The sequence below is a fragment of the Edaphobacter flagellatus genome, assembly GCF_025264665.1.
Lineage (GTDB): Bacteria > Acidobacteriota > Terriglobia > Terriglobales > Acidobacteriaceae > Edaphobacter > Edaphobacter flagellatus.
Map to the genome: position 1 here is coordinate 3,060,015 of NZ_CP073697.1, position 24,929 is coordinate 3,084,943.

Sequence of the window (24,929 nt, forward strand, 5' to 3'; positions counted from 1 at the left end):
GCTTGCGGTTGCATCCGTAAGCCGGGCCAGATTAGAGATCGCCAAGCGAGCTGCGCAACGCAGGATCGAGAAGAGCGGCGATGCCTCCAGCTCGCTGAGTCGAAAGCGCAGCGACACGATTTCCCACCTCGGCACATGCCACAGGCGAATCACCGCGCAGGTACGCCTTCAGAAAGCCCGCGTTGAAGCTGTCGCCTGCGCCAATCGTATCGATCGGCGTCACCTTCTGCGTTGGCACAAACCATTGATCTTCTTTCGTGCGAACCAGTGCACCCTTGCTGCCGCACTTGATGACCACCAAGGGCACCTGCTTTGCCAACACCTCTGCGGCAGCTTCTACATCGCTGGTTCCCGTCATTCTGCAGGCCTCAGCATCGTTCGGCATCACAATATCAACCAGCCCCAGCAACTCCTGCAGGCCCGCCTCCCACTTATCATCGGGATCGTCATTCGTATCGAGCGACAAAGTAAGTCCAGCATCTTTCAGGTGGCGAAAGAGCCAGGGAAGGTCTGGCTGTAACCCCTTCTGCAAAAAGAGCGAAGACAAATGAAAGTGCCGTGCTGACTTAAGGTAATCGAGATCGAGATCCTGCACCTTCATCTCAATCATCGTCCCGGGATACGTCAGGATGTGCCTCGCCCCGGTGTGCGTCAGCAGCACGGTAACGCCGGTACTGGTGCCCGTGCGGCTATGAAGTGTCTTCGATAGATCAACGCCGGCCTGCTGCAGATACTTCAACGCGACCGGTCCAAGGGGGTCAGAGCCGACCATACTCACGAACCCCACGCGAGTATGAAGGAGCGCAAGATTGTGCGCCAGGATAGCCGATGAACTGCCGAGCGTCATATTGAAGTTGCTGGCCAGCAGTTCACGCTCCAGGGGCATCTGTTCAGGCAGGCCCTGCAGAATAAGGTCGAGGTTAATCTCACCAGCGATCGCAATATCGAGCGGTTTCATCATCTTCAAAAGGTAACAACGCGAGAAAGGTTAGTCGGATTATCAGGATTCAAACCCTTTGCCAACCCCACGTAGCTTCCGAAGAGCTGCCCCCACACAACATACGCCACCAGCAGCGACAGTGACGGAAGCGATGAAGAGAGCTCGATCAGCAGATCGGCAGCCTTCTTCGCCTCATCGGTTGCATGGTTTGCGATGATGATTGTCGAGGCGCCCAACTCCTTCATCTCGCGGATCACCTTGACTTCCTGCTGCGCCCCCTCATCCGAGATCAGCCCGATCACGAGCGCACGATTGTCGATGATGGACTTCGGTCCATGACGGAACTCCAGCGTATGGAAGTACTGCGCATAGCTCGATGAAGATTCCATCACCTTCAGCGCAACCTCGGAAGCAATGGGATAAAGCGGGCCCTGTCCAAGGACGGCGACATCTTCAAATGGGTGCAGCGCAAACTTTTCCAACTGCTGTGCATACCGCGCCAGCAGAGGAGCAACGAGCGATGGAAGTTCGCCGAGGCTCTTGAGAAATGCCTGGTTGCCAACCAGCTTCGCCGCGACAAATTGCATTGCCAGCAGCATCGAGCTGAAGGAGCCGGTCATCACCGTGCTCTCTTCTCTTACCGGCAACTTCAGGACACGGCGTGTGGTTGTCTCCAGCTCGCGGCCATCGCAGGTCAGCGCAAGGAATTCAATCTTCTTCTGCTGCAGCACTTCGGCTACAGCAAGCACCTCAGAGGTATGACCGGAGCGGGAGATAAGGATGGGAAATACTGTCTGGATCGCAGGCAGAGAAAGCTCTGGATGAAGCAGAATCTCAGATGCCGGCAATGCGCGCGACGACCTGCCTGTAAGCAGCGTCAGACTGGCGGCGGCGGCCTGCGCAAGATAGTAGCTGGTTCCGCATCCAACGAAGACCCACTCAAACTGCTCAGGACGGCGATCCCCAACAAGCGCCTCGAGGTCGAGGTTCTGTAGCACCTGGAAGCACGCATTCCATGTGGTCGGCTGGTTCAGAATCTCCTGAACAGTTTTTATGGTCGTTGTGGTCAAGATGTTTCTCCTTTGGAACCGCAAAATTGCAAAATCAGTATAACTACAATTATAGATTCAATGCATACAAAAAATAACATAAAGAAATATACTGATCTTCAATTCCTGACTTGGTGCTCGCCCGCATTCGACTTCTGAAAGATCGTCCATTTTTCAGCGAGATCGAGAGATGCATGCTATTGGCTTCATCGCGGGATCATAGGGGTGGCGGTTGAGAAAACATAGCCCCCTTGTTTCGTTTCGGCTTCGTTTGCCGTAATCTACCTGAGATCGCCGCGAGAGATAGTTTTGTTTTCCGGGATGCTTGGAAAGAGGTCAAACAACTTTGAAAAAGCGCAGCCATGCAGGATCCGCTTCCAGCCAGGACAGTCGCATGTTGATCGGCGAACGTCGTCAGCACATTCTTTCGTTGGTTCACCGTGACGGACGCGTGCTTGTCTCCGAACTGTCGGAGTCACTTGGTATCTCGCCGATCACAATCCGTAAGGATCTGGACTATCTGGAGACGCAGGGATTGGTCGACCGCACACACGGCGGCGCGCTCTCACCGCAGGGAAGCACGATGCTCGATCCTTCTCTGAAAGAGAAGGAGCATCACCAGATTGCGGAAAAACAGCGCATTGCGGAAGCCGCGGCCAAGCTCGTCTCCAACGATCAATGCATCCTGCTCGATTCCGGCAGCACGGTGACGATGGTCGCACGGGCGCTGCGCGAGTTTTCAAATCTGACGGTTGTGACCAATGCGGTGAACATTGCTGCGGAACTGAGTGATACGAACTTCGAGATCATTCTTACCGGAGGTACGCTGCGCAAGAACTCGTTCTCTCTGGTTGGGCCAATGGCGGAAGATATGCTTGAGCAGATTCGCGCCGACATTCTCTTCCTCGGAGTGGATGGCATCGACTCCAAGCTGGGCATCATGACGCCGAATGTGCTCGAGTCGCGTGTGAACCGTGCGATGGTCAAGGCCTCGCGCAAGGTGGTCGCGGTCTGCGATAGCACGAAGTTCGACCGATCGAGCATGGCGCTCATCGTGCCGCCAACAGCAGTTCATACGGTGATTACCGACGATCAGATCTCTGAGGCGAATGCTGAGGCTCTGAGAAACGCAGGCATCGAACTGATCATCGTGTGATGCTCTAACGAATGTGATCCACATGCAGAGCAAAACTCAACCTCGTTCTATTCAGGTCCATCCGCTGGACAACGTTGCCATTGTGGTGAACGAAGGCGGTTTGCCTGCAGGAACCGTTTTCCCTTCCGGGCTTGTTCTCCGCGAAGCTGTCCCTGAGGCACATAAAGTCGCGCTTGAGTCGATTCCTGAGGGCGCTGCCGTTGTTCGTTACGGTGTAACGATTGGACACGCTCTCCGTGAGTTGCCTGCTGGATGCTGGGTTTACGAAGGATTGTTGACGCTTCCTGAGGCGCCTGCGCTCGACCGTATTTCGATGGAGAGAAGGGCTCTGCCAAATCTGGAGCCGCTTGATGGCTTCACTTTTGAGGGATATCTCAACGACGACGGAACAGTCGGCACGAAGAACATTCTTGGCATCAGCACGACGGTGCAATGTGTGGCTGCGACGGTCGAATATGCGGTGAAGAAGATTAAGGCGGAGCTTCTGCCAAAGTATCCGCATGTCGACGATGTGGTGGCGATCACGCATCTCTACGGATGCGGCGTTGCGATCGATGCGCCAGGATCGGAGATTCCGATTCGCACACTGCGGAACCTAAGCCTGAATCCGAATCTGGGCGGCGCGCCGCTGGTGGTGAGTCTTGGTTGCGAGAAGTTGCAGCCGTCGCGCATGCTGCCGAGCAACACGCTTCCGGTGCTTGCTTCGCAGCCTTATGTGGTGCGGTTGCAGGATGAGCAGCATCAGAGCTTCGGCGATATGGTTGAGGCGATCGTGCGCATGGCTGAGGAGCGGCTGGAGTCGCTGAACCGGCGTCGGCGTGTGACGCGTCCGGCTGCGGATTTAGTGGTTGGGCTGCAATGCGGCGGAAGCGATGCGTTCTCCGGCGTGACGGCGAATCCTGCGGTGGGTTATGCGGCCGATCTGTTGGTTCGCGCGGGCGCGACGGTGATGTTCTCGGAGGTCACTGAGGTTCGCGATGCGATCGACAAGCTGACGGCGCGGGCGGCTTCGGCTGAGGTTGCGGAAGAGCTGATTCGCGAGATGCGTTGGTACGACGAGTATCTTGCACGTGGCGGCGCGGACCGCAGCGCGAATCCGACTCCGGGAAATAAGAGCGGCGGTCTGGCGAACATCGTCGAGAAGGCGATGGGTTCGATTGCGAAGTCCGGGACGAGTGTGATCCGCGGTGTGGCTTCGCCGGGTGATCGAGTGACGACGAAGGGGCTTGTGTTTGCCGCGACTCCGGCGAGCGACTTCATCTGCGGGACGCTACAGCTTGCGGCCTCGATGAATATGCATGTGTTTACGACAGGGCGCGGAACGCCTTACGGATTGGCGATGGCTCCGGTGATCAAGGTGGCTTCGCGGACTGCGCTGGCGGAGCGCTGGTCGGACCTGATCGATCTGGATGCGGGCACGATTGCTACCGGGCAGGCGACGATTCCCGAGGTGGGCGAGGCGCTGTTCCGGATGATTCTGGATGTGGCGAGCGGACGACGGCAGACGTGCGCGGACCGCTGGGGCTTGCATAATGCGTTTGCCTTGTTCAATCCGGCTCCGGTGACTTAGACCCCCTCCCCCCTCCCCCCTGTTTTCCGCAAAATATTCATTCGATGAGGCTTAGCCTGGGGGGTTGCTGCGTAAAATATTGGATCGAAAAGGTTTAAGTGCGAAAATATTGATTCGAAAAGAGTTAGCCCCGGCCTTTGAGCCGGGGCTTTTTGTCTGATCTATTTAAAGTCTAGCAGGGTGCGGGAAACTAATCGGCAGATTTTTTGTAGGTTTATTTGCTTTGAAATGAATGAGTTGCGGTTTTAGGGGGCTTGACAGGTTTTCGCTCCGTGAGCGGTGGGATCGTTGCCCTGTGGCTCTGCTCCCTGCCTTCGGTAGAGCCGTGGCTGTTTCGCGGCGAGTGGATTCATCGGAAGCGCGGACTATGGTGCAGTCATGGCTCAAGCTGGAGAGGGCTGCTCTTGTGCGGATGTTTGGCTGCAAGCTTCTGGTCGATCCATACGATGGCATAGCCTGCTGCGATGAATGCGGCGATGAGGAAGAGGGCATTGAGAAGTGTTCGTTGCCAGCCGAGGGACTGGATGTTCAGAAAAGGGTAGGCGTAGCTGCCGGTGATGAGTCCTCGTGTCATTCCATAGACGAAGTAGGTCAGCGGATAGATGGCCCAGAGCAGGGGGTGTCTACGGGTAAGGCCGCCTTTGTGCGCGAAGAGTATCCAGAAGAGCGAAGCGAGGACAGGCGTGATGTCGTGGAGTAGCTTGTCTGCCAAGACTGCGCCGCCTGAAAGCTCGACGGTGCCTCGCAGCAGAAGCGAATAGACGACGCCCACCATGGCGATGGAGAGCGTGGTTCCGGCAATGATCCATGGTGAACGCAGAGCGGTGCGGTTGAGAGCGATGCAGGCGAAGACGATGGCGACGAGAAGGTTGGTCGTGATGGTGAAGTACGCGAGCATGAGCCACAGAGTGCGTCCTGCAGAGTTGATCTGGCTGGTTACGACGAACTGGATGATGAGGCCCGCCCATGCGGCTGCGGCGGTACAGCCGGCGAAGATGCGGCTCGCAATCCCGTAGTTCATGGGGGCTATGTTTTCAGTCTGGTTGGCTTGGCGCAAGTACTGCGGTGCATGCCGGAGTTTGTGGGCGTGGATGAAAAAACAGGTCGTTGTATCTTCGGCTCCACTCCCAGCGTCTCACCCCAACGAACAAGCTCTTGTCGGGATCCTGAGCGATTACAACCGGTTGCGATTCGAGATCAGGGAACAGCATCAGGAGTCGCAAAATCATCCTTGACACTGTCGAGAAACCCACTACCATTCGGTTGTGGATAGATTGGATACAACATTTGCGGCTTTGTCGGATCCCACCCGTCGGGCAATGATCGAACGGCTCTCCCGCGGGCCTGCCTCTGTGCGTGGATTGACGGAACCGTTTGCACTCTCGCAGCAGATGATTTCAAAACACATCGCCTGCCTGGTGCGGGCGCGGATTGTGATCAAGAAGAAGCGTGGACGAGAGAGTGTGTGCACGCTCAGGCCCGAGGCGATCAAGACAGTCAACGACTGGGCGAGCAACTATCGCCGGTTCTGGGAAGAGAGCTTCGACAAACTGGAAGTAGTTGTCCATCAAATGAAGAAAGAGGAGGCCAGAGATGGCAGAAAACACGGTTAACGAAATTGAGCGGTTGGTCGTTACAAGAGTTTTTGATGCCCCACGCGAGTTGGTTTGGAAGGCGTGGACAGACCCGAAGTACATCATGCAGTGGTGGGGACCGAAGGGCTTTACTGCGCCTGTTTGCAAGATGGATTTTCGCGTGGGAGGAAAACTTCTCTGCTGCATGAAGGCGCCGGATGGGCAGGAGGGTTGGAATGCGGTGGAATACCACGAGATTGTTCCGTACGAGAAGATCGTTTCCTCCATGTACTTTTCCGACTCGGAGGGAAACAAGATTGACCTTGCGGAATTGGGAATAGAACATGAGGCCATCGACGGTGCGTACGACGTGACCCTCTTTGAAGATCTCGGGAACGGCCAGACGAGACTCACCCACATTGGCAATGAACCCATGGAGAGCGCAAAGAATAGCGGGCAATTGGAGGGCTGGATCGAGATACTGGATAAAGTTGCCGCAGTTGTTGCGGAGCTGGCGCAAGCGAAATAAGAAGTTGAAGTGCCGACGATTGTCATGCGCAGGATATAGCTTGGGGCTGCGCCGGAGGCTTGGTTGTAACGGGCTTGTTGTCGCCCAGCGCGCATACCACGCATGCGATGAGGCTGCGTGAATTAGGACACTCGGCTTTAATTACTGCCGGTAAAGCAACGTATCGTTACCAGCGCAGTGCGGTTTCCGATAACACTGCTATTTTGAGGCAGACTCGCAGCGGTATGCTGCTAATTGGGGGCTGCTATTCGATGGCTGAGGAAGTGCTGAGCTTTTATAACGAACTGGCAGGCTACTACCACCTCCTCTTTGAGGACTGGGATCTATCTATTCGGCGGCAAGCAAGCATCCTGGATTCGATCATCTCGCATGAGCTACGCCACAAACATCTGCGTATCCTGGACTGCGCCTGCGGCATCGGCACCCAATCCTTGGGGCTTGCTCACCTCGGACATCATCTGCTGGGTTGCGATCTGAGTTCTGCGCAAGTGGCGAGGGCGAACAAAGAGGCAAAAAAGCGTGGCCTGGATCTGGAGTTCCGCGTCTCGGACATGATCCATCTCAAGGAAATCCCTGAAACCGGATTCGACGTTGTTTCCGCCTTCGATAATGCGTTACCTCACCTTTCAGTAGGCGAACTCGCTCAAGCCGTGGAAACGATGGGACTGAAATTGAAACCGGGAGGACTGCTCATTGCCAGCATTCGCGACTACGACGCACTTCTCGAACTGCGGCCGTCTATGCAGGAACCGACTTTCTTTGGACATGTTGGAAACCGAAGGATTGTCCATCAGGTTTGGGACTGGATCGAGCCCGCTGCGTATTTGCTGCATCTTTACATCACGCTTGAAGTCGGCGAAGGGTGGCGCACACACCATTTTGTCTCTTGGTACCGCGCCGTAAGACGGCAGGAGCTGTCGAAGGCCTTGCGCGAAGCGGGCTTTCATGAGCCGGTCTGGCTGATGCCCGCAGAGAGTGGCTATTACCAGCCCCTTATTCTCGCAAGGCGGCCATAGCTGGCCTGCAGAATCGCATTTTTCGGAACTCGCCAATCAAGTAACGAGAACGCCCTTCTCGTCATAGAACGTACTCAGCTCACGATGCTTTTGTTGTCAGGCGAGGCAGGGGCGTTTGGGGTTGAAGGTCCAGCCTGGTTTTAAGAACTGCATGGCCATGGCGTCGTCGCGTGCGCATAGTCCTTCTTTGCGGTAGAGGTTGTAGGCGGCTTCGATCTGGGGCCAGTCGATTTCGATGCCGAGGCCGGGGCGCTGGGGGACGGTGAGTTTGCCGTCGACGATGCGGAGCGGGTCTTTGGTGAGGTGCTGGCCGTCCTGCCAGATCCAGTGGGTGTCGATGGCGGTGACGCGGCCGGGAGCGGCGGCGGCGACGTGGGTGAACATGGCGAGCGAGATGTCGAAGTGGTTGTTGGAGTGCGAGCCCCAGGTGAGTCCCCACTCGCGGCAGAGCTGGGCGACCTGGACGGAGCCCTGCATGGTCCAGAAGTGCGGGTCGGCGAGGGGGATGTCGACGGCGTGGAGATCGACGGCGTAGCGGAGTTGTCGCCAGTCGGTGGCGATCATGTTGGTGGCGGTGGGAAGGCCGGTGGCGCGGCGGAACTCGGCCATGATCTCGCGGCCGGAGAAGCCCTGCTCGGCACCGCAGGGGTCTTCGGCGTAGGCGAGGACGTGGTGTTTGCCGGTGCAGAGGCGGATGGCTTCGTCGAGCGACCAGGCTCCGTTGGGGTCGAGGGTGATGCGGGCGTGGGGGAAGCGTTCGACGAGCGCGGTGACGGTTTCGATCTCCTGCGCGCCGGGCAGGACGCCGCCTTTGAGCTTGAAGTCGTTGAAGCCGTAGCGGTGCTGCGCGGCTTCGGCGAGACGGAGGACGGATTCGGTGGTGAGCGCTTCTTCGTGGCGGAGGCGGAGCCAGTCGTCGGAGGCGTTGGGTTCGCTGGGATAGGCGAGGTTGGTTTTGTTGCGGTCGCCGATGTAGAAGAGGTAGCCGAGGGCTTCGACGCTGGTGCGCTGCTGGCCTTCGCCGAGAAGCTGGGCGACGGGGACTTCGAGGAACTGGCCGAGGAGATCGAGCAGGGCGGATTCGATGGCGGTGACGGCGTGGACGGTGGTACGGAGGTCGAAGGTCTGGAGGCCGCGGCCTCCGGTGTCGCGATCGGCGAAGCGTTCTTTGACGGTGTTGAGGATTTGTTTATAGGTGCCGATGGGCTGGCCTTCGACGAGGGGGCGGCTTTCTTCGAGGACGGAGCGGATTTTTTCGCCGCCGGGAACTTCGCCGACGCCGGTGGCTCCTCGGCTGTCGGTGAGGATGACGAGATTGCGGGTGAAGTAGGGAGCGTGTGCGCCGCTGAGATTGAGCAGCATGGAGTCGCGTCCGGCTACGGGGATGACTCGCATTTGGGTGATGGTGGGGGTGGTCGTGATGGTCATGGGTCTGGCTCTACGAGAGATTCGTGGCGGTTCGGAAGAAATGCGGTGGTTCCTCGGCTTCGCTCGGAATGACACTTTCGTTACGAGGATGTTTCGGGCTGGAGCTCGAGGCGTTTGATCTGGCCGACGATGACGACGTAGCTGAAGATGGCCATGAGTGCGGCGACGGCGACGAAGATGAGTGCTCCGTTGAAGGAGCCGGTCTTCTTGATGATGTAGCCGATGATGATGGGTGTGGTGATGCCCGCGGTGTTGCCGAAGAGGTTGAAGAGTCCGCCGTTGAGCCCGATGAGTTCTTTGGGCGAGGTGTCGGCGATGACGGTCCAGCCGAGGGCTCCCACACCTTTCCCGAAGAAGGCGAGCGACATCAGGAACATGACGACGGCCTGCGTCGTGGTGTAGTTGCAGGCGATCATCGTGGTGGAGAGAAGCATGCCGGCGATGATGGGAAGCTTGCGGGCGAAGGTGAGCGAGTGGCCACGGCGGAGGAGCGTGTCGGACCAGAAGCCGCCGAGGACTCCGCCGACCGAGCCGCAGAGCGCGGGGAGGGCGACGGCAAATCCTCCCTTGAGGACGGACATGTGGCGGGCCTGGACGAGGTAGACGGGGAACCAGGTGATGAAGAAGTAGGTAAGCGTGGTGATGCAGAACTGTCCGATGTAGATGCCGACGAGCATGCGCTGCTGGAGGAGCTGAGCGACGCCGGACCAGGTGAGGGAGGCGGCTGGTTTGGCTCCGGCTTTGCGGTCGACGTTGACGAGGCCGCCGCCGCGCTCGATGTGTTCGATCTCGGCGGGCGAGATGAGCGGGTGGTCGGGGACATTGTGGACGAGTTTGTACCAGGCGAAGAGCAGGACGAAGCCGAAGACTCCCATGAAGTAGAAGGTCGACTGCCAGCCGTGTTTGCCGGTGAGCCAGCCGAAGATAGGAGCGAAGGCGACGAGCGCGAAGTACTGCGACGAATTGAAGATGGCGGATGCGGTGCCGCGCTCGGCGGTGGGGAACCAGGCGGCGACGATGCGTCCGTTGCCGGGGAAGACGGGGGACTGCGCGAGGCCGGAGATGAGGCGCAGGACAAAGATGGCGGTGAAGATGTAGGCGGTGGGAAGATAGCCGCAGAGTCCGATAAGGAAGGCGCAGATGGTCCAGGCGAGGATGCTGATGCCGTAGACGCGCTTGGAGCCGAAGCGGTCGAGGAGGCCTCCGGACGGAAGCTGGCCGCAGACGTAGGCCCATGAGAAGCCGGAGAGCAGGAAGCCGAAGCGCACGGGATCAAGCGAGAGCTGCTTCTGCATCGCCGTGCCCGCTACGGAGAGAGCGACGCGGTCTCCGTAGCTGAAGCAGGAGGCGGTGAAGAGCATCGCTACGATGAGGTAGCGGATGTGCGTGGTCTTCTGCGGAGGCGCGAGCTCGACGCCGGGGGCCGACATCAGGTGCGGTCTCCGATGAGAGTCTTGAGCTCGGCGAGTTCGGCTTCGGTGAGATCGACGAGCGGCGTGCGCACAGGGCCGGAGGGGCGGCCGATGGCGGTCATGCCGGCCTTGACGATAGAGACGGCGTAGCCTTTGCGGCGGTTGCGGATCGCAATGTAGGGAAGCACGAAGTCGCGCAGACCGGCGTAGACCTTTTCGCGGTCGCGATTACGGACGGCGGTGTAGAACTGCTGCGCAAAGTTGGGCAGGAAGTTGAAGATGGCCGAGGAGTAGGTGGTGACGCCCATTTCGAGATAAGGCAGGGCGAAGGTTTCGGCGGTGGGCAGGCCTCCAACGTAGGTGAGGCGGTCGCCGAGGCGGGCATAGATGCGGGTCATCAGCTCGATGTCGCCGACGCCGTCCTTGAAGCCGATGAGGTTGGGGCAGCGGTCGCAGAGTTTTGCGAGGGTGGTGTCGTCGATGATGGCGTTGTCGCGGTTGTAGACAATGACGCCAAGCGAGGTGGATTTGCAGACGGCTTCGGCATGCGCGAGAAGCCCGGCTTGCTCGGCATTGACGAGATAAGGCGGAAGAAGAAGGATGCCGTCGGCTCCGGCGTCTTCGGCGGCTTTGGCGAACTCTTTGGCGATGGCGGTGCCGTAGCCGCAGCCTGCGAGGAGGGGAACCTTACCGTTGGTTTCTTCGGCAGCGGCGCGAACGATGGTGGAGAACTCGCCAAGTGCGAGCGAGAAGAACTCGCCTGTGCCGCCAGCGGCGAAGAGCCCGGCGGGATTGTGTGCGAGCAGCCAGGAGATATGTTCGCGGTAGGGCGCTTCGTTGAATTGGAAGTCGTTAGTGAAGTGCGTCACGGGAAAGGAGAGAAGACCCTCGCCGATCTTCTTTGCCAGCTCAGCCGGGCTTAGCGATTGCTTTAACTGGGACATCCTGCATCCTGAATGCGAATTTGATACCCCACTATATCGCAGGCAGGTTGCAGGATGTCAGACCACTGCGGGCTATACGGTGATGGACATATAGGTCGTCGCAAGTGCTCGCTGCGACGTGAGGACGAGGTTAGGAGGCGTATAGGCAGCGATGTGCTGTAGGCGGCTGGCTACGCTGCTGGCGATGGCAGCGTTGCTGGCGATGGTGCGGTGCATGGGAATTCCCCAAAGAATGTTCCACGACTCCTGAATCTCGTCGAGTGCGTTGGCGGCGGAGTCGATGGCCTGGTAGGTGTTCCATATAGTGGGGTCGATCTCGAGGCCGTTGTCCTTCGCTTTGCCGAGCATCCACTTGAGGGTGATGTCGGAGAGACCGCAGTCGGGGCATCCTCCGCCGACGCTGCTGTGGCAGCCACTGAACCAGACCTGCTCGATGGTCTGACCGGGCGCGGGGTCGCCGTCCCACAGGGTTGGCGGGAAGGAGCGTCGGCGCTCGTCGATGGAGATGGCCTGATAGGCGGCTTGGACCTGCGCACTGAGCTGCGTGTTGAGGAAGCCGTAGAGGATGGGATCGACGCCGCCGATGACGCTGGGGATGCCGAGCGAGCCGACGGTGTCCCAAACGCCGATCATGGCGATGGAGACGGGCCGGTTGCCGTAGTTCTGCGTCAGATTGGCTCTTGCGGCCTGGCGCTCGGCGGATTGCGGCTGCATGCGGTAGGTGGAGAAGGCGTCGTCGATGGCCTGCTGCGTGAGGTTGGTGGGCAGGCCGCAGGCGGTGAGCATGCCGCCGATGCTGCGCGCGGTGTAGGCTCCGCGGCTGAAGCCGAAGAGATAGATCTGGTCGCCGTCGTTGTAGTTGTGGGCGATCTGGGTGTAGCCGTCTTTCACCTTCTGGAAGAGGCCGGTGCCGAAGCCGCCGCCGAGCAGGTGTTCGATGATGGAGGTGTCGGCGCCGACGCCATCGTCGTAGAGAGGGGATTGCGTGGCAGAAGTGGTGAGGGCCTTGTAGAGCTTGTAGACGTTGGTGTCGGTGGTTGAGACGGCGTCGCTGCTTTTGGGGTGGCTCCAGGTGCCGTCGGCACAGAAGACGATCTTCTTCATCTGCTTCTCCTTTTTCGGATATCCCCGTTTCTTGTTGAGGACGTGAGCGTACGTGACGCGTCGCATCGGTCGCAGATGCGATGTGTCACGGTCACAAGATTCTGAAAGGCCCGGGGAGTTTGGTGTTACGCACTGCAGAGACTACGCCAGAAATGGTCAGGCTATGCTGGCGATCATCCTACCATCGAGGCGGCAGCAGCGGGAGAAGAACAGATTCCTCCATTCCGGCCTGCGGTCGGAATGACAAGGGCTTGTCGATTCGTTAGGACTGCCTTTTAGTTGTGCGCTTTTTGGGGGCCGGAGCGGCGACGAGGGGTTCGGTGGAGGCTCCCATGGCGTCGGAGATCTGCCGGCTGGCTTCGCGCATGGCGTCGATGATCTCGTTCTGGCTGATGTTGTCTTCGAGGCGTTTGACGTAGGGGATCGTCAGACCCGCGATGGCGTTGCCCTGCGAGTTCAGGATGGGAAAGGTAATGTTGACCACGCCCGTTACCTGATAGCTGGCCCGCTTCTCGTATCCGCGCGCGCGGATCTTGGAGAGATGGTCGTCGAGATCGGAAGGCTTCTTCTTCTGCGTCTCGCGGGACCACTCCTGGATGGCTCGCTCGCGGGCGTCCTCGGATTGGTGGGCGAGAATGACGTAGCCTGTGGCGGCGTGCATGAGGTCGACCTTCGACCCCATCTTGACGTAGAAGCCGGTGGACTCGGGGGAGTCGACCTGCGCGAGGATGACGACGTGTCCGCCGTCGATGACGCCGAGATGGCAGGACTGCCGGGTGATCTGTGCGAGCGCGTGCATGATGGGCAGCGCTTCGGTGACCATGCGCTTGGTCGGCGGGTGCTCCTGCCCGAGACGGAAGAGGCGCAGCGTGAGATGGTAGCGATCGCGATTGGCCGATTGCGCGAGGTAGCCGCGATGCTCGAGGCAGAGGAGCATGCGGAAGATCTCGGACATGGTGCGGTCGAGGCGGCGAGCGACCTCGCTGACGGTCATGCCTTCAGGAGTCGAGGCGAAGAGCTCGAGGATGTCGAGACCTTTTTCGAGCGCAGGGGTGGGGTAATAACGTTTTTCCGGAGATTTGGATGTCGTCGATCGAGGAGAAGCGGAGCGCATTCCACACAAGGTAACAAATGCTTTTCGGTGTGTCGATAAGTACGAAGGCCGGAGGGTGAGATTAGCGCGCGGAGAGAGCGGCGTAGTGCCTGGCGTTGCCGGTACGGGAGTTCAGGACGTCGAAGCTGCCGTCGCCGGAACCGTCGATCTCGATGTAGTGTCCGGTGTCGGGGCCGGAGAGGTTGGCGATGTACTCGTCGGCGGTGTTCAACTCCTCGCCACCGTCTTCGGAGAAGTGAAGCTGCCAAAGGGTTTCGAGGCCGGGTGCGGAGCCGATGGTTTCAAGCGCCGGTGCGGAGCCGCCCTTCTTTGCACCGTTATCCATGATGGCGACGCGTGCGCCGAGGGCATCGACGAGGGCCGGGCTGGAACTCATGTTCATGCCGTGATGCGAGACGATATAGACGTCGGCGCGGCCGAGACGATTGGCAGGGCAGACCAGCTCCATTTCTTTGTCCCAGGTGAGATCGCCGAGGTCGACGACCTTCCATCTGCCGAAGACGATCTGGATGCCGACGGAGCGGGCGTTTTCTGTTGTGTCCGTTGGTCGGACTTCGGAGTCTTTGCAGAAGGGGTTGGGTTCGCCGCCGCCGTCGAGGGGCTGGTCGATCAATTTGCCGTCGGAGCTGACGACGGTGGCTTTCATACCAACGATGGGCAGGACGTCGCCAGGTTTGGCGATGATGCGCTTAAGCTTTGCGCCACTGACGGCCTTCTCGTACGCAGCGAAGATGCGCTGCGTGGCAGCGTCGTCTTCGCGGTTGGGCCCGTGGTCGATCAGAGCGCCGACGGGGAACTTGTCGAGCAGCTGGGGGACGCCGCCGGCGTGGTCGGTGTGGTAGTGGGTGAGGAGAAGATAGTCGATCTTCTTGAGGCCAGCTTCCTTTGCCACGGCGACGATGCGGTCGGCATCGCGGCCGTCGTTGTTCGGCCAGCCTGCATCGATGAGCAGGGACTGACCAGCGGGAGTGACAAAGAGCGTTGCCTGGCCACCTTCGACGTCGATGGCGAAGATGCGCAGCTTGCTTCCGCCTTTGAGGCTTTGCGCGCAGAGGCTGGTTGCCGCAGTCAGGAGGACTGCTAATGTTGCTACGAGCAGATGTGCTCGCCGTCGCATGATGTCAGCAGCTCTTCGCATGGGCCCTGGCGCGCTTGCGCCTCTTACTCCTCTGGTTTAGTGGGTCGTACGGGTGTCGGCATCATGATGATCTACGGATTCCGGCTCCGCGTATAGTGTTTTGTTCAATTCTTTAAAAGACATGGAGGAGGATAGTTCCGACGACCGGTGTCGATGGGAATGCGGTTTTTGCCTGTATGATTTTGCCGATATGAAAATTCGCTCCTCTGCACTTCTTCTCACTTTGGCGCTGGCTGTCGGTGCAGGCGCTCAGACCCGCTGGACGACCGAAAAGGCGAATGCCTGGTATGCATCGCAGCCGTGGCTGGTGGGAGCCAACTATATCCCCTCGGATGCGATCAACCAGCTGGAGATGTTTCAGGCGGAGACATTCAACCCGGCAATCAATGATCGCGAACTTGGACTGGGCGAGTCGATCGGCATGAACACGATGCGCGTGTTTTTACAGGATCAGTTGTGGCAGCAGGACCCGAAGGGATTTACGCAACGGCTGGATGCCTTTCTGACGATTGCGGCGAAGCACCATATCCGGCCGATCCTGGTGCTGTTCGATTCGTGCTGGGAGGCCGATCCGCACCTGGGTCCACAGCATCCGCCGATTCCAGGAGTGCATAACTCGGGTTGGGTGCAGAGCCCGGGGGGCCGCGAGCTTTCTGATCCTTCCTATGAGCCGAAGCTAAAAGAGTATGTTGTCGGCGTCGTCTCGGCATTTGCCAATGACAATCGCGTGCTGGCCTGGGATGTGTGGAATGAGCCGGACAACACCAACGACAAGCGCTTTGCCGAGCCGAAGAACAAGCCGGAACTGGTGGCTGCACTGCTGCCGAAGGTTTTTGCGTGGGCGCGCTCGGCGCATCCCAGCCAGCCGTTGACGAGCGGGTTGTGGCAAGGGAATTGGTCGGACCCGGCGAAGGAGCTTCCGGTCACGAAGATTCAGTTAGCGGAGAGCGACATTCTTACGTTCCACAATTATGGCTGGCCTGAGGAGTTTGAGGCACGCGTCCGGGAGCTGGAGCCACATCACCGTCCAATTATCTGCACGGAGTACATGGCGCGCGGCAACGGCAGCACCTTCGATACGATTTTGCCGCTGGCTAAGAAACTGAATGTCGGGGCGATCAACTGGGGATTGGTTGCGGGCAAGACGCAGACGTATCTCCCCTGGGATTCGTGGCAGCATCCTTATGTTCTGTCGCAGCCAACGATCTGGTTTCATGAGGTTTTTCGTCACGACGGCACGCCTTACCGGAAGCATGAGGCGGACCTGATCCGGCAACTGACCGGTCGGGGGACGCAAACCGTCAACTAGATACGAAGCTTGTCACTATGGCCGAAAATATGTGACGAATCACGCATTTTGCGTGACGAGTCGCAGTTTTTGACGGCGATGTAGCTATTTTCTGCCACGAACGACGGTCGAAACGGGAACCGTCCCGATAACAGAACCGTATCCCCCTCAGTCCATTGAGTACCGGGCCTGGGCTAATGGAATGCAAGCAGTCTTCAAAACGTTGTGGACTGCAGTCAGCTCGTGCCCAATTTCTGTTGGAGGAAGCACAAATGCTATTCCGTGGCTGGAAGAGTTCAGCTCTGGTGTCCGTTTTGCTGTATGCGTGTGTGGTTCAGCTGCCGTCCAGTCATGCTCCATTGGATTGCCCTTCGTCAGGCCACACCACGCAGGCAGCAAGTATTGCGGATTCAAATTGCCCCGACGACGGTTTCTAAGCAGATAAGACTGCTTGCAGGAGGATTGACGCTGACATTTGCACGCTGGAAGAACGAGACTCACCAACCCCTGGTGCTGCATCCACTGATCTTCATTTCAGGGGCGACTTCGCTCGGGCTTCTGTTCGCCCTGCAGGAGTGGATGGATTCGCGCTTCTGGAACAACCATGTTCAGTTGAGCATTCTGCTGCAGGCATGGGGTGCTCAGTACTTCATCTGGGGTGTTCTGTGCTGGATCGTGTGGTGGACGATGCGTCGTCATATCTACACGGCAGACCTTAAGAAGATGCTGCTTCTGTTTCTACCCATGAGCATCTTTGTCAGCGTGCTGGAAGAGGCGATATGGGTGATGCTGTTTCCCAGTCTTCCGATGGGAAAGCCACCGATGCCGTTTTTGCAACGCTTGTCGTTCCATCTTGATGCAGAACTGGTCGACAGCCTTGTGATTTTCTGGTCGGCGTTCTTTCTGTTTAAGGGGATTGGCTATTACCTGCGCTATCGCGAGAAGGAGCGCATGGCTGCGCAACTGCAGGCGCAGCTTGCGAATGCGCAGATGCGTGCGCTGCGCATGCAGTTAAATCCACATTTTCTGTTCAACACGATGAACAGTATTTCGAGCCTGATGCAGACCGATGTTCCTGCAGCGGATCTAATGCTGGAACAACTCAGTCGTCTGCTGCGTATTACGTTGCATCGCGGGGATGCGCAGTTCATCCCATTAAGTGACGAGATGGAGTTTATTGAGATGTATCTGGCCATGCAGGACCGCAGGTTCGCCGGACGTGTACGGCAACAGCTGAATGTCGAGCCTGACCTGCATGACGCTTTGGTGCCTGCCATGATTCTTCAACCGATTGTTGAGAATGCGTATGCGCATGGCCTGTCGCGTTTGAGCGCGAATGGCCTGTTGTCGATCGATGCACGGTCAGTAGGTGACGAGGCATTGCGTCTTACGGTGATCAACAACGGTGTGGGGATTCTTCCTGCAGTGCCGCCGAAGAGCGGCAGCGGTGTTGGATTAGCTAATGTGCGTGAACGGTTGCAGATGCACTATGGCGAAGATCACTCGTTCTCGTTATCGCAGATCGAAGGCGGTCGAGTTCAGGTCGTTATGACGCTTCCGCTGCGATTTGCGGCAAGCCCAATCGAACAAACAACAGGATACGGTGCGTGATGGTTCAAGCAGTGTTAGCAGACGATGAGGTTTTGGCGCGACAGAAGCTGCGTCAGCTACTGCGCGAGGTTCCGGAGATTGAGATCGTTGGCGAAGGATCTTCGGCTGCGGAGACGATCGATCTGGTGCGCGCGACGAAGCCGGATCTCCTCTTCCTGGATGTACGCATGCCGGACAAGGACGGATTTGAAGTGGTGAATGATCTGGCGGCAATGGATACGCCGATGCCGTGCGTGATCTTTACTACAGCATACGATCGCTATGCGCTGCGCGCGTTTGAGATTCATGCGGTGGATTATCTGTTGAAGCCGTTTACGCTGGAGCGTTTTCGTTCGGCGACGGAGCGTGCACTGGAACAGATCAAGAAGGCGAAGCAGGACCCACAGGGTGCACAGCCGAAGAGCCCGAATGGTACGCCCTATACGACGCGCATCGTGTTTAAGTCGAAGGGGCGCATTCTCTTTTTGCCGGTGTCAGAGATTTGCTGGATCGGGGCGGAGGAGAATTATGTTCGCATCTGTACGCAGTCGGAGACACATCTGCTGCGTGAGACGATGACGCGCCTGGAAGAGAAGCTCGATCCGAATACGTTTATGCGTGTTCACCGTTCGTCGATTGTGAACCTGCAGTATGTCAAAGAGGTGCGTCCTGAGGTGGACGGCGAATATGGCGTTCACATGCTGAATGGCCAGAAGATCGCCATGAGCCGCGGGTATCGTTCGCGCATCAAAAGCTGGCTCGATCGCTAACAGCGCGAGCCAGCTTTCCGGATGCTTGCGGAACGTTAATTCTTTGTCGATGGTTCAAGCAGGCTGTCGACGCAGCCGGTGGGCTTGTTGACCGGGTTGCAGCGTGCAACGAGGCCATCGGGAAATTTCACCACAAATGGAGTCCACTGTGATGGCTCAGCCGGAGGGTAGTCGGTGCTGATCATCTGCGCTCCGCTAGAGAGTGCAAGGTCGCGGCGCCGTGTGTCGTTGGTGCGTGCTGCCTCGGTTCCCTCGTCAGTGCGTGTGCGGACGAGATAGCCTTTGCTGACGAGCGCATCGATGGCTTCCTTCGTGCCGTCGTTCTGTTCGATGAAGGCTGTCTCCGGCTGGCCGGGGTCGGAGTTGGTGAAGAGAATGCGTCCCTTCAGCGAAGGGTGTCCCTTGGCGTAGATGGAAGTGACCTTGTGCTGATCCATCAGGAAGATGACTTTGCCGCGTGCATGCGCGAGTGTGGGCCAGCCACCGGCTAAAACAGCGGCTTCCAGCGTCTTTGCGGAGCCGCGGACGACATCCGGCGTGATGATCTCGGCGGGCTTGAAGACGGAGCGAATCTCGGCATCGAGTGCGTCGAAGACTTCAGATGTAAACGGCTCGGTCTTAACGGCTTCGGGCATCTCCTTCATATCGCCTTCCTTGGTCTCGACGAGGATGAAGATGGGCAGATGGTTGGGATGCTGCTTCGACCAACTTCTCACCACAGTAAGGCAGGCGACGAAGGTGTGACAGGTGCTGCGCTGATCGATGTCCTGCATGTGCATGACCTTGAAGCCGGGCTTGTCCATTTCGTGATTTGGATCGAAGTCGGGATCGGCGGGAAGTCCGGCTTTGACGACGGCGTCGTCGATTTTGGGGTGAGCGAACCGGCCACCTTTCGCGTCGGCAAAGACGTCGATCTCAATCTGACGGACGCCGGAGCTGAGTTGATCGGGCAGCGGAGCGTGGCGATAGTCGAGGCTGCGGAGCGCACGGGGGTTCTTCATCTCCATATACTTTCGCTCGCTGGGTGCGAAGCCGGCGTGATAGCTGTTGTGCGATCCGATCACCTGAATCTGGTTGATGTGAACGATCTTGTCCTGCGCTGCCTGCGTGGTTTGCTGCGCACCGGCGAGGCTTGCTACGGATACGGCCGAGGCTGCTACCGCTGTCTTCCATGCACTGTGAATCATCCTTGTTCCTTTCAGCATGTAACGATCTTCGTACAAAAAATGAGGGCGCCGTACAGTAACGGCGCCGCTCGAAGGTAAGGTGCAGCAGCGCCTAGAAGATGATCTTCGCGGCGAGCTGCAGTTGGCGAGCTGGGAAGTTGCTGGTGATCTGGCCGAAGCTGGAACCACCAAACGTGGTGTTGGCGCCCATGTAGTTGACCTTGTTCAGCACGTTGAATGCTTCGGCGCGGAAGTCGAAGTTCGACGTATCGCTCCAGAGCGGAAATGCCTTATGCAGGCCGAGATCGGCCTGATAGAAGGCGTTGGAACGTCCCAGGTTACGCGATGCGTTGCCCCAGGGATCGGCCGAAGTGATCGACGCGTCGGTGGGAAGAACGAAGGCGCTGTTGTTGAAGTAGCCCGAGAGGGCGGTCGCCGTCTTGGTCTTGGTTGCGCCGTAGATGGACTGACCGGCCACACGGTAGGGCCGATAGTTCACCAGGTCGGAGACATACATCGGGTTGCTGTTGGAGAGCGAGTAGGTGATGTTGAGCGGAAGGCCACTGGTCATGGTGTTGATCAGCGTGAGCTGCCATCCACCGAGAACCGTGTTGGTCAGACGTCCCGATGAACCGCCCCAGTGATGTCCGTGACCGTAGGGAAGGTCGTAGACGACGGAGAGGGTGTCGGCGAGAGGCTGATCATATCCGCCCGGGCCGTAGTCGCGGCTTGGATTGGCGAAGTTGACGCGCGAGGTGTCGCCGTTCGAGGTCTCGAGGTGTCCCGAGGAGATATCGAAGTAGCGGCTCCAGGTGAAGGAGTTCAGCAGGTAGAGGCCCTTGGTGGCGCGCTTCTCAAGCTTGAACTGGAGCGAGTTGTAGTTGGCCGAGCCACCGCCGTATGCCACCTCGATGCCGGCGAAGTTTGAGATCGGACGACGAGGCTGCAGGCTTGTTGCGCACCCAGCACCACGGCACGGAGTGCCCTGATTGTAGTCGGCCAGGATCTGCATGTGGGTGCTCTTGTTGCCGACGTAGGCCAGGTCAGCGGTGATGCCATAAGGCAGCTGGCGCTGGATACCGAACTGATACTGCTGTACGTAACCGGTCTTGAGGTTCTTCGGAATATAGCGTGAAAGAACGTTGAGCGGATTGAAGTAAGCCGCGGTAGTGAGGTTTGCCGCATAACCCTGCTGTGTCTGACGGAAGCAGGTGGATTGCAGCTGCGTGTCGTTCTGGCAAAGCGAAGCCGCTGTCGGTGCTACCTGCGGAGAGATGTTGGCGTTGACGACGTCGGGGCCGTTGTAGGTGAGATTGTTTTCGCCACCTGCACGGTTCCACTGCGTGTAAACGATGCCGTAGCCTCCACGGATGACCGTCTTGTCGTTAGCTGAGTAAGCGAAGCCGAAGCGAGGAGCCCAGTTGTTGAGCGGAGTGTTGACCAGCGAACGGCTGTAGACGCCGCCGGAACGGGCGTGAATCAGTGACTTCGTCGAAGGATCGAAGTTCGAGAGGCGGTTGTCCTTCTCGTACTGCGGCGTCACGATCTCATAACGCAGACCAGCGTTGATGGTCAGCTTGGGCGAAATCTTGATGTCGTCCTGGAAGTACATGAAGTTGTAACGCTGACGCAGATTGACGACGGCGTAGGTCGTGATGGAGTAGGCGGAACGGTTGCCGAACATGAAGTCGGCGAGGTTCTGCGCCTGCTGCAACTGCGAGCTAAGCGATGGAGCGCCGCTTGCGATGCTGGTGTTGAGCGGGTTGCCGCCGTTGGTTGTCTTGTCGGCAGAGTACTGACCGAGGTAGTTGTCCTGGCCGTAGCTGGGGTTGAAGTCATTGAGGACTGTGTTGACGGCCTGCCACTCATAACCGAACTTCATGGAGTGCTTGCTCTTGATCCAGGTGAAGTTGGCTTTGGGGTTGTAGATGGTTGGGTTCTGGAATTGCGGGTTCGAGGACTGTGCGCCGAACTGCGAGTAGCCGGTGACCGACTGCGCGTTTAGAGAGCGGACGACAAGCGGAGCTGTGGGCAGGCCGTCGGTGATGCCATTCTCGACGAGCATCGAGCTCTGACCCTGACCGATGGGGAATTTGCCACCCTCGTTCTTAGACCAGCCGAAGCGGATGTCGAGCAGCTTGTTGGCCGAGATCGTCCAGGTGGCACCACCTGCGATGTTCTTGTTCTTGATGTTGACGTTGCCGTTGGAGTTTCCGCCTGCGCGTCCTGGGATGCCTGGAGGATCGAAGAGATAGCCCTGGTGCTGGCTGTAACGACCGAAGATGGTCCAGTGGTCATTGAAGGTGTGATCGACGCGTCCGTCACCCTTGTCGTCGTTGATGATGCCACGGGGGGTAATGGCGTAGTTGTTGGAGAGGATTGCTGAGTTGTTGGGCGTGGGCAGCGCACCGATCACCGCGCGGGCAAAAGGCGTCATGTCCGCAAGTGGGATCTGTCCCAGGTATTTCTTGCCTGTGATGGGGTTCGTGAGCGGAATGGCGTTGTTCGGGTTTGTTGCGTTGTCGTTCAGGTAGAACAGGCCGTTGCGCTGGTTGACCGAAGGCAGCGTCGAGGTCGTATTGGCGTTGTTGAAGATCTGCCGCACACCCTCGTAGTCGGCGAAGAAGAAGGTGTGGTCTTTCCAGATGGGGCCGCCAAAGGTTCCGCCGAACTGGTTGCGGATGAACTTGGGTTTGGTGGCGCCGGCGGCATTGAATGGGCCGATGGCGTTTAAGCTGGTGTTGCGGATGTAGTCCCAGGCGCGACCGTGGAACTGGTTGGTGCCACGGCGGACTGCGGCGTTGATGACGGCGCCGGGGTTGCGACCGTATTCGGCCGAGTAGTTGTTCGTTTCGACGCGGAACTCGCTGACAGCGTCGGGCGAGGGCGGAATATTCTCGTTAGCGAAGCCCTGGTTGGAGGTGCCGTAGTTGTTGTTGTCGAGACCGTCCAGCAGATAGTTATTGAAGGCCGATCGCAGACCGTTGATGTTGAAGGAGCCTTCACGGCTGGAGGTTCCATTGTTCTCAAGCAGCGACTTGCGTGCGCCAGGAACCAGCAGAACGAGGTCGGCGTAGGAGCGGCCATTCAGCGGGAGGTCTTCGACCTGCTTGGTACCGATGACGGTGGAGTGGGAGCTGGTTTCGGTGTCGAGCAGCGCCGCGGCCGAGGTGACGGTGACCTCTTCGGAGACGGAGCCGGCCTTCAGGGAGACGTCGACGCGCTGGCGAGCGTTGGTCAGCACAGCAAAGTTTTCAGTCACAGTGCGGTTGAAGCCCTGGGCCTCGGCTGTGACCTGGTAGTTGCCGATCTGGACGCTGGCGAACTCGTACCTGCCTTCGCTGTCCGTCTGCTTCGTCTGTTTGATACCTGTCCCAACGTTCGTCAGGGTGACATTGGCATTGGGAACGGCTGCTCCGGAGGCATCGTGCACGTAGCCGAGCACAGATGCCGATTCAAACTGCGCATAGGCTGGCATGCTGCCTGTCAGCAGGGCTGCAACCAGGGTGAGAATCCATACACAGGCTGCACCGAAGATGGGGTGCAGCGGGTTTCGTTGGCTGGGAGATTGTCCATCCTTTTCGGACTTCAAATGAAGGTCAGCGTTCATCGATTTGCCTCTCGTATTCGGTAAGTCGTTTATTTCCCGTCTTTGATCGTTGTTGGGCCATAGTCCACGGATTAGCCTTTTTCAGGCCATGAGTGAATGAGTTATGTGGACGGCGCAACAGTACTGGTGCAATGTTTGCTTTGTCAATAAATTTTCACAAACTATATCGCTAACGTAATTCGCAGAGAGTTAGATGGAAAATATTGAAAAATATATAGTTGTCGTTGTTTGCTGCTAAGTTTAGCGTCAACGTGATTTGCCTATGCCGGCATGTTCAGCGCTGCCGCAGTCTGATAAAAGATTTCATTTGCGTAAGCCTATTTTGCCGGGGCAAGATCAATCTCAAGTAAATAAGCGGTAACGCTCCGTGACCTTGTCACAAAAACGGCAAAAAAATCCCCCGGATTGCGTATCCGAGGGATTTTTATTGGTATTCAGGCTGGAACTACCAGGCGATCTTTTCGGGGAAGAATTCGGCGAAGAGGTCGTCGTAGTAGGGCTTGAGTTCCTTCATATTTGGTTTGGTGTGCCCCTTGGAGTAGAGGTCGTAGGGGTTGAACTGGTTGACCCAGTGAAGGCTTTCTTTGTCCTTCTCGTTCATCAGGTGCTGGTAGGCACCATGGCGGTGCCAGGCGTAGAACGAGTGATAGCGCAGCATGGCGAGCGCCGAATCGGGCAGGTAAGGCTTCATCACTTCATAGATGTAGCCATCGTGGCCGAAGGACATGTGCACATTGTCCAGCCCGCAGTTTGGCTCATAGATGCCGCACTGGGTGTTGTACTTCGGGTTGGCGTAATCGGCGTTCGCCTTGAAGTATTCGGGGAAGACGATCTTGTCAGAGTAGGCACAACCCACGGGGAATGTGTCGCCTACGACGCCCCACTGCGGCTCTCCCCAGAGACAGAGGACTTTGCCGAGGTCGTGAATGAAGCCGGTCAGGACGAACCAGCGGGGGTGGCCGTCTTTGCGGATGGCTTCGGAGGTCTGCAGCAGGTGTTCGATCTGGGTGAGATCCGTATCCGGGTCGCTGTCATCGACGAGCGTATTCAGGAACTCGGCAGCCTCCCAGATGGACTTCATGCCCTTGTTCAGGCTGAAGTACTCCTTCTCTTTTTGCATTACGTAGTCGAAGGTCTGGTGGTGGTGGTTCAGCCGGTAGAATTCAGCGACGCCGGGATTGGCCTTTTCGTCGTACTGGCGAAATTCCTCTTCGTTCTTGCCTTCTTTGTAGCGGCCCTGCAGAAACTCGTCCCACTCCTCCATGTCTTTTCCAAGGGGAGCATTGGGTGCCAGTGTTGTCGTCGCCATTTCCATCCTCCGTGCGGCCCACCGCAAAGTTACCGCTAACTATAGGCTCCATGTAAGACGGCTGGCAAGCGAAAAAAGCTTCACCTGGTGGAAGAAATTCCCGAAGGTCCCGAGGTACAGGACTCAGATCGTGATTCGTGGCCAGGCGCCTGTTTTCTGCCATGCCAATGTTTTTCTTCGAAAGTGCTTCCGGTCAACCACATAGCTTCTGGAATGTTGGGA

Annotated in this window: 20 protein-coding genes; 8 read left to right on the plus strand and 12 right to left on the minus strand. The window is 58.0% G+C overall.

Annotated features, from left to right (window positions below; all coding sequences use genetic code 11):
• Window positions 1–31 precede the first annotated feature (31 nt).
• Window positions 32–961: a carbohydrate kinase family protein gene (locus tag KFE13_RS12800; RefSeq protein ID WP_260703501.1), complete on the minus strand. Its 930-nt coding sequence runs from the start codon at window positions 959–961 to the stop codon at window positions 32–34.
• A gap of 2 nt (window positions 962–963) precedes the next feature.
• Window positions 964–2,010: an SIS domain-containing protein gene (locus KFE13_RS12805; RefSeq protein ID WP_260703502.1), complete on the minus strand. Its 1,047-nt coding sequence runs from the start codon at window positions 2,008–2,010 to the stop codon at window positions 964–966.
• Window positions 2,011–2,383: 373 nt separating this feature from the next.
• Here KFE13_RS12805 and agaR point away from each other — a divergent pair, with 373 nt between their 5' ends.
• Entirely contained in the window at window positions 2,384–3,145 is a 762-nt protein-coding gene (agaR, locus tag KFE13_RS12810; RefSeq protein WP_260703503.1) for a transcriptional repressor AgaR, read from the plus strand.
• Between the two features lie 22 nt (window positions 3,146–3,167).
• Entirely contained in the window at window positions 3,168–4,715 is a 1,548-nt protein-coding gene (gene garD / locus KFE13_RS12815) for a galactarate dehydratase (RefSeq protein ID WP_260703504.1), read from the plus strand.
• Window positions 4,716–5,091: 376 nt separating this feature from the next.
• On the opposite strand, the gene KFE13_RS12820 is transcribed toward garD, so the two are convergent.
• Window positions 5,092–5,736 (minus strand): Pr6Pr family membrane protein, encoded by a 645-nt coding sequence (locus KFE13_RS12820; protein WP_260703505.1) that lies wholly within the window; start codon window positions 5,734–5,736, stop codon window positions 5,092–5,094.
• A 298-nt stretch (window positions 5,737–6,034) separates the two neighbouring features.
• On the opposite strand from KFE13_RS12820, the gene KFE13_RS12825 reads away from it, so the two are divergent.
• The 3 genes from KFE13_RS12825 to KFE13_RS12835 all read left to right on the plus strand — a co-directional run bounded on the left by KFE13_RS12825 (window position 6,035) and on the right by KFE13_RS12835 (window position 7,834).
• Window positions 6,035–6,328: an ArsR/SmtB family transcription factor gene (locus tag KFE13_RS12825; protein WP_260703506.1), complete on the plus strand. Its 294-nt coding sequence runs from the start codon at window positions 6,035–6,037 to the stop codon at window positions 6,326–6,328.
• Complete coding sequence (locus tag KFE13_RS12830) at window positions 6,309–6,818, plus strand: SRPBCC family protein (protein ID WP_260703507.1); 510 nt, start codon at window positions 6,309–6,311, stop codon at window positions 6,816–6,818. The genes KFE13_RS12825 and KFE13_RS12830 overlap by 20 nt, the downstream gene beginning before the upstream one ends.
• 107 nt (window positions 6,819–6,925) lie before the next feature.
• Window positions 6,926–7,834 carry a class I SAM-dependent DNA methyltransferase gene (locus KFE13_RS12835; RefSeq protein WP_260703508.1) on the plus strand — a complete coding sequence of 303 codons (909 nt, stop codon included), beginning with the start codon at window positions 6,926–6,928 and terminating at the stop codon, window positions 7,832–7,834.
• A gap of 96 nt (window positions 7,835–7,930) precedes the next feature.
• On the opposite strand, the gene gudD is transcribed toward KFE13_RS12835, so the two are convergent.
• The 6 genes from gudD to KFE13_RS12865 all read right to left on the minus strand — a co-directional run bounded on the left by gudD (window position 7,931) and on the right by KFE13_RS12865 (window position 14,953).
• The gene (gene gudD, locus KFE13_RS12840) at window positions 7,931–9,262 is read right to left on the minus strand and encodes a glucarate dehydratase (RefSeq protein ID WP_260703509.1); all 1,332 of its coding nucleotides are present in this window, start codon (window positions 9,260–9,262) and stop codon (window positions 7,931–7,933) included.
• Between the two features lie 80 nt (window positions 9,263–9,342).
• A complete protein-coding gene (locus tag KFE13_RS12845) occupies window positions 9,343–10,692 on the minus strand; it encodes an MFS transporter (protein ID WP_260703510.1) in 1,350 nt (449 codons plus the stop codon).
• Window positions 10,692–11,618: a 5-dehydro-4-deoxyglucarate dehydratase gene (kdgD, locus tag KFE13_RS12850; RefSeq protein WP_260703511.1), complete on the minus strand. Its 927-nt coding sequence runs from the start codon at window positions 11,616–11,618 to the stop codon at window positions 10,692–10,694. Before kdgD ends, KFE13_RS12845 begins: the two co-directional genes overlap by 1 nt.
• A gap of 72 nt (window positions 11,619–11,690) precedes the next feature.
• Window positions 11,691–12,722: a DUF2235 domain-containing protein gene (locus tag KFE13_RS12855; protein ID WP_260703512.1), complete on the minus strand. Its 1,032-nt coding sequence runs from the start codon at window positions 12,720–12,722 to the stop codon at window positions 11,691–11,693.
• Window positions 12,723–12,984: 262 nt separating this feature from the next.
• The gene (locus tag KFE13_RS12860) at window positions 12,985–13,836 is read right to left on the minus strand and encodes an IclR family transcriptional regulator (RefSeq protein ID WP_260703513.1); all 852 of its coding nucleotides are present in this window, start codon (window positions 13,834–13,836) and stop codon (window positions 12,985–12,987) included.
• Between the two features lie 61 nt (window positions 13,837–13,897).
• The gene (locus tag KFE13_RS12865) at window positions 13,898–14,953 is read right to left on the minus strand and encodes a ComEC/Rec2 family competence protein (protein ID WP_260703514.1); all 1,056 of its coding nucleotides are present in this window, start codon (window positions 14,951–14,953) and stop codon (window positions 13,898–13,900) included.
• 211 nt (window positions 14,954–15,164) lie between these two features.
• Here KFE13_RS12865 and KFE13_RS12870 point away from each other — a divergent pair, with 211 nt between their 5' ends.
• The 3 genes from KFE13_RS12870 (at window position 15,165) to KFE13_RS12880 (ending at window position 18,622) form a co-directional block, all read left to right on the plus strand.
• Window positions 15,165–16,283, plus strand: coding sequence for a cellulase family glycosylhydrolase (locus KFE13_RS12870; RefSeq protein WP_260703515.1), 1,119 nt, complete (start codon window positions 15,165–15,167; stop codon window positions 16,281–16,283).
• A gap of 441 nt (window positions 16,284–16,724) precedes the next feature.
• Window positions 16,725–17,873, plus strand: a complete 1,149-nt coding sequence (locus tag KFE13_RS12875; protein ID WP_260703516.1) for a sensor histidine kinase — start codon at window positions 16,725–16,727, stop codon at window positions 17,871–17,873.
• Window positions 17,873–18,622, plus strand: a complete 750-nt coding sequence (locus KFE13_RS12880) for a LytR/AlgR family response regulator transcription factor (RefSeq protein WP_260706954.1) — start codon at window positions 17,873–17,875, stop codon at window positions 18,620–18,622. The genes KFE13_RS12875 and KFE13_RS12880 overlap by 1 nt, the downstream gene beginning before the upstream one ends.
• 35 nt (window positions 18,623–18,657) lie before the next feature.
• Here the strand turns inward: KFE13_RS12880 and KFE13_RS12885 are convergent, their stop codons facing one another.
• From KFE13_RS12885 to KFE13_RS12895, 3 genes are all read right to left on the minus strand, one after another.
• Window positions 18,658–19,827: a phosphatidylinositol-specific phospholipase C1-like protein gene (locus KFE13_RS12885; protein ID WP_260703517.1), complete on the minus strand. Its 1,170-nt coding sequence runs from the start codon at window positions 19,825–19,827 to the stop codon at window positions 18,658–18,660.
• A gap of 73 nt (window positions 19,828–19,900) precedes the next feature.
• Complete coding sequence (locus KFE13_RS12890) at window positions 19,901–23,398, minus strand: TonB-dependent receptor (protein WP_260703518.1); 3,498 nt, start codon at window positions 23,396–23,398, stop codon at window positions 19,901–19,903.
• A gap of 445 nt (window positions 23,399–23,843) precedes the next feature.
• A complete protein-coding gene (locus KFE13_RS12895; RefSeq protein ID WP_260703519.1) occupies window positions 23,844–24,713 on the minus strand; it encodes an inositol oxygenase in 870 nt (289 codons plus the stop codon).
• Between the last annotated feature and the right edge of the window lie 216 nt (window positions 24,714–24,929).

Bases quoted from the DNA above. Each gene is read 5' to 3' on its own strand.
- KFE13_RS12885 (WP_260703517.1), bottom strand. From the start codon at position 19,827: ATGCTGAAAGGAACAAGGATGATTCACAGTGCATGGAAGACAGCGGTA.
- KFE13_RS12835 (WP_260703508.1), top strand. From the start codon at position 6,926: ATGAGGCTGCGTGAATTAGGACACTCGGCTTTAATTACTGCCGGTAAA.
- KFE13_RS12870 (WP_260703515.1), top strand. From the start codon at position 15,165: ATGAAAATTCGCTCCTCTGCACTTCTTCTCACTTTGGCGCTGGCTGTC.
- KFE13_RS12800 (WP_260703501.1), bottom strand. From the start codon at position 961: ATGATGAAACCGCTCGATATTGCGATCGCTGGTGAGATTAACCTCGAC.
- KFE13_RS12855 (WP_260703512.1), bottom strand. From the start codon at position 12,722: ATGAAGAAGATCGTCTTCTGTGCCGACGGCACCTGGAGCCACCCCAAA.
- KFE13_RS12890 (WP_260703518.1), bottom strand. From the start codon at position 23,398: ATGAACGCTGACCTTCATTTGAAGTCCGAAAAGGATGGACAATCTCCC.
- KFE13_RS12895 (WP_260703519.1), bottom strand. From the start codon at position 24,713: ATGGAAATGGCGACGACAACACTGGCACCCAATGCTCCCCTTGGAAAA.
- kdgD (WP_260703511.1), bottom strand. From the start codon at position 11,618: ATGTCCCAGTTAAAGCAATCGCTAAGCCCGGCTGAGCTGGCAAAGAAG.
- KFE13_RS12830 (WP_260703507.1), top strand. From the start codon at position 6,309: ATGGCAGAAAACACGGTTAACGAAATTGAGCGGTTGGTCGTTACAAGA.
- KFE13_RS12880 (WP_260706954.1), top strand. From the start codon at position 17,873: ATGGTTCAAGCAGTGTTAGCAGACGATGAGGTTTTGGCGCGACAGAAG.
- KFE13_RS12820 (WP_260703505.1), bottom strand. From the start codon at position 5,736: ATGAACTACGGGATTGCGAGCCGCATCTTCGCCGGCTGTACCGCCGCA.
- KFE13_RS12860 (WP_260703513.1), bottom strand. From the start codon at position 13,836: ATGCGCTCCGCTTCTCCTCGATCGACGACATCCAAATCTCCGGAAAAA.
- gudD (WP_260703509.1), bottom strand. From the start codon at position 9,262: ATGACCATCACGACCACCCCCACCATCACCCAAATGCGAGTCATCCCC.
- garD (WP_260703504.1), top strand. From the start codon at position 3,168: ATGCAGAGCAAAACTCAACCTCGTTCTATTCAGGTCCATCCGCTGGAC.
- KFE13_RS12825 (WP_260703506.1), top strand. From the start codon at position 6,035: ATGATCGAACGGCTCTCCCGCGGGCCTGCCTCTGTGCGTGGATTGACG.
- KFE13_RS12865 (WP_260703514.1), bottom strand. From the start codon at position 14,953: ATGCGACGGCGAGCACATCTGCTCGTAGCAACATTAGCAGTCCTCCTG.
- KFE13_RS12845 (WP_260703510.1), bottom strand. From the start codon at position 10,692: ATGTCGGCCCCCGGCGTCGAGCTCGCGCCTCCGCAGAAGACCACGCAC.
- agaR (WP_260703503.1), top strand. From the start codon at position 2,384: ATGTTGATCGGCGAACGTCGTCAGCACATTCTTTCGTTGGTTCACCGT.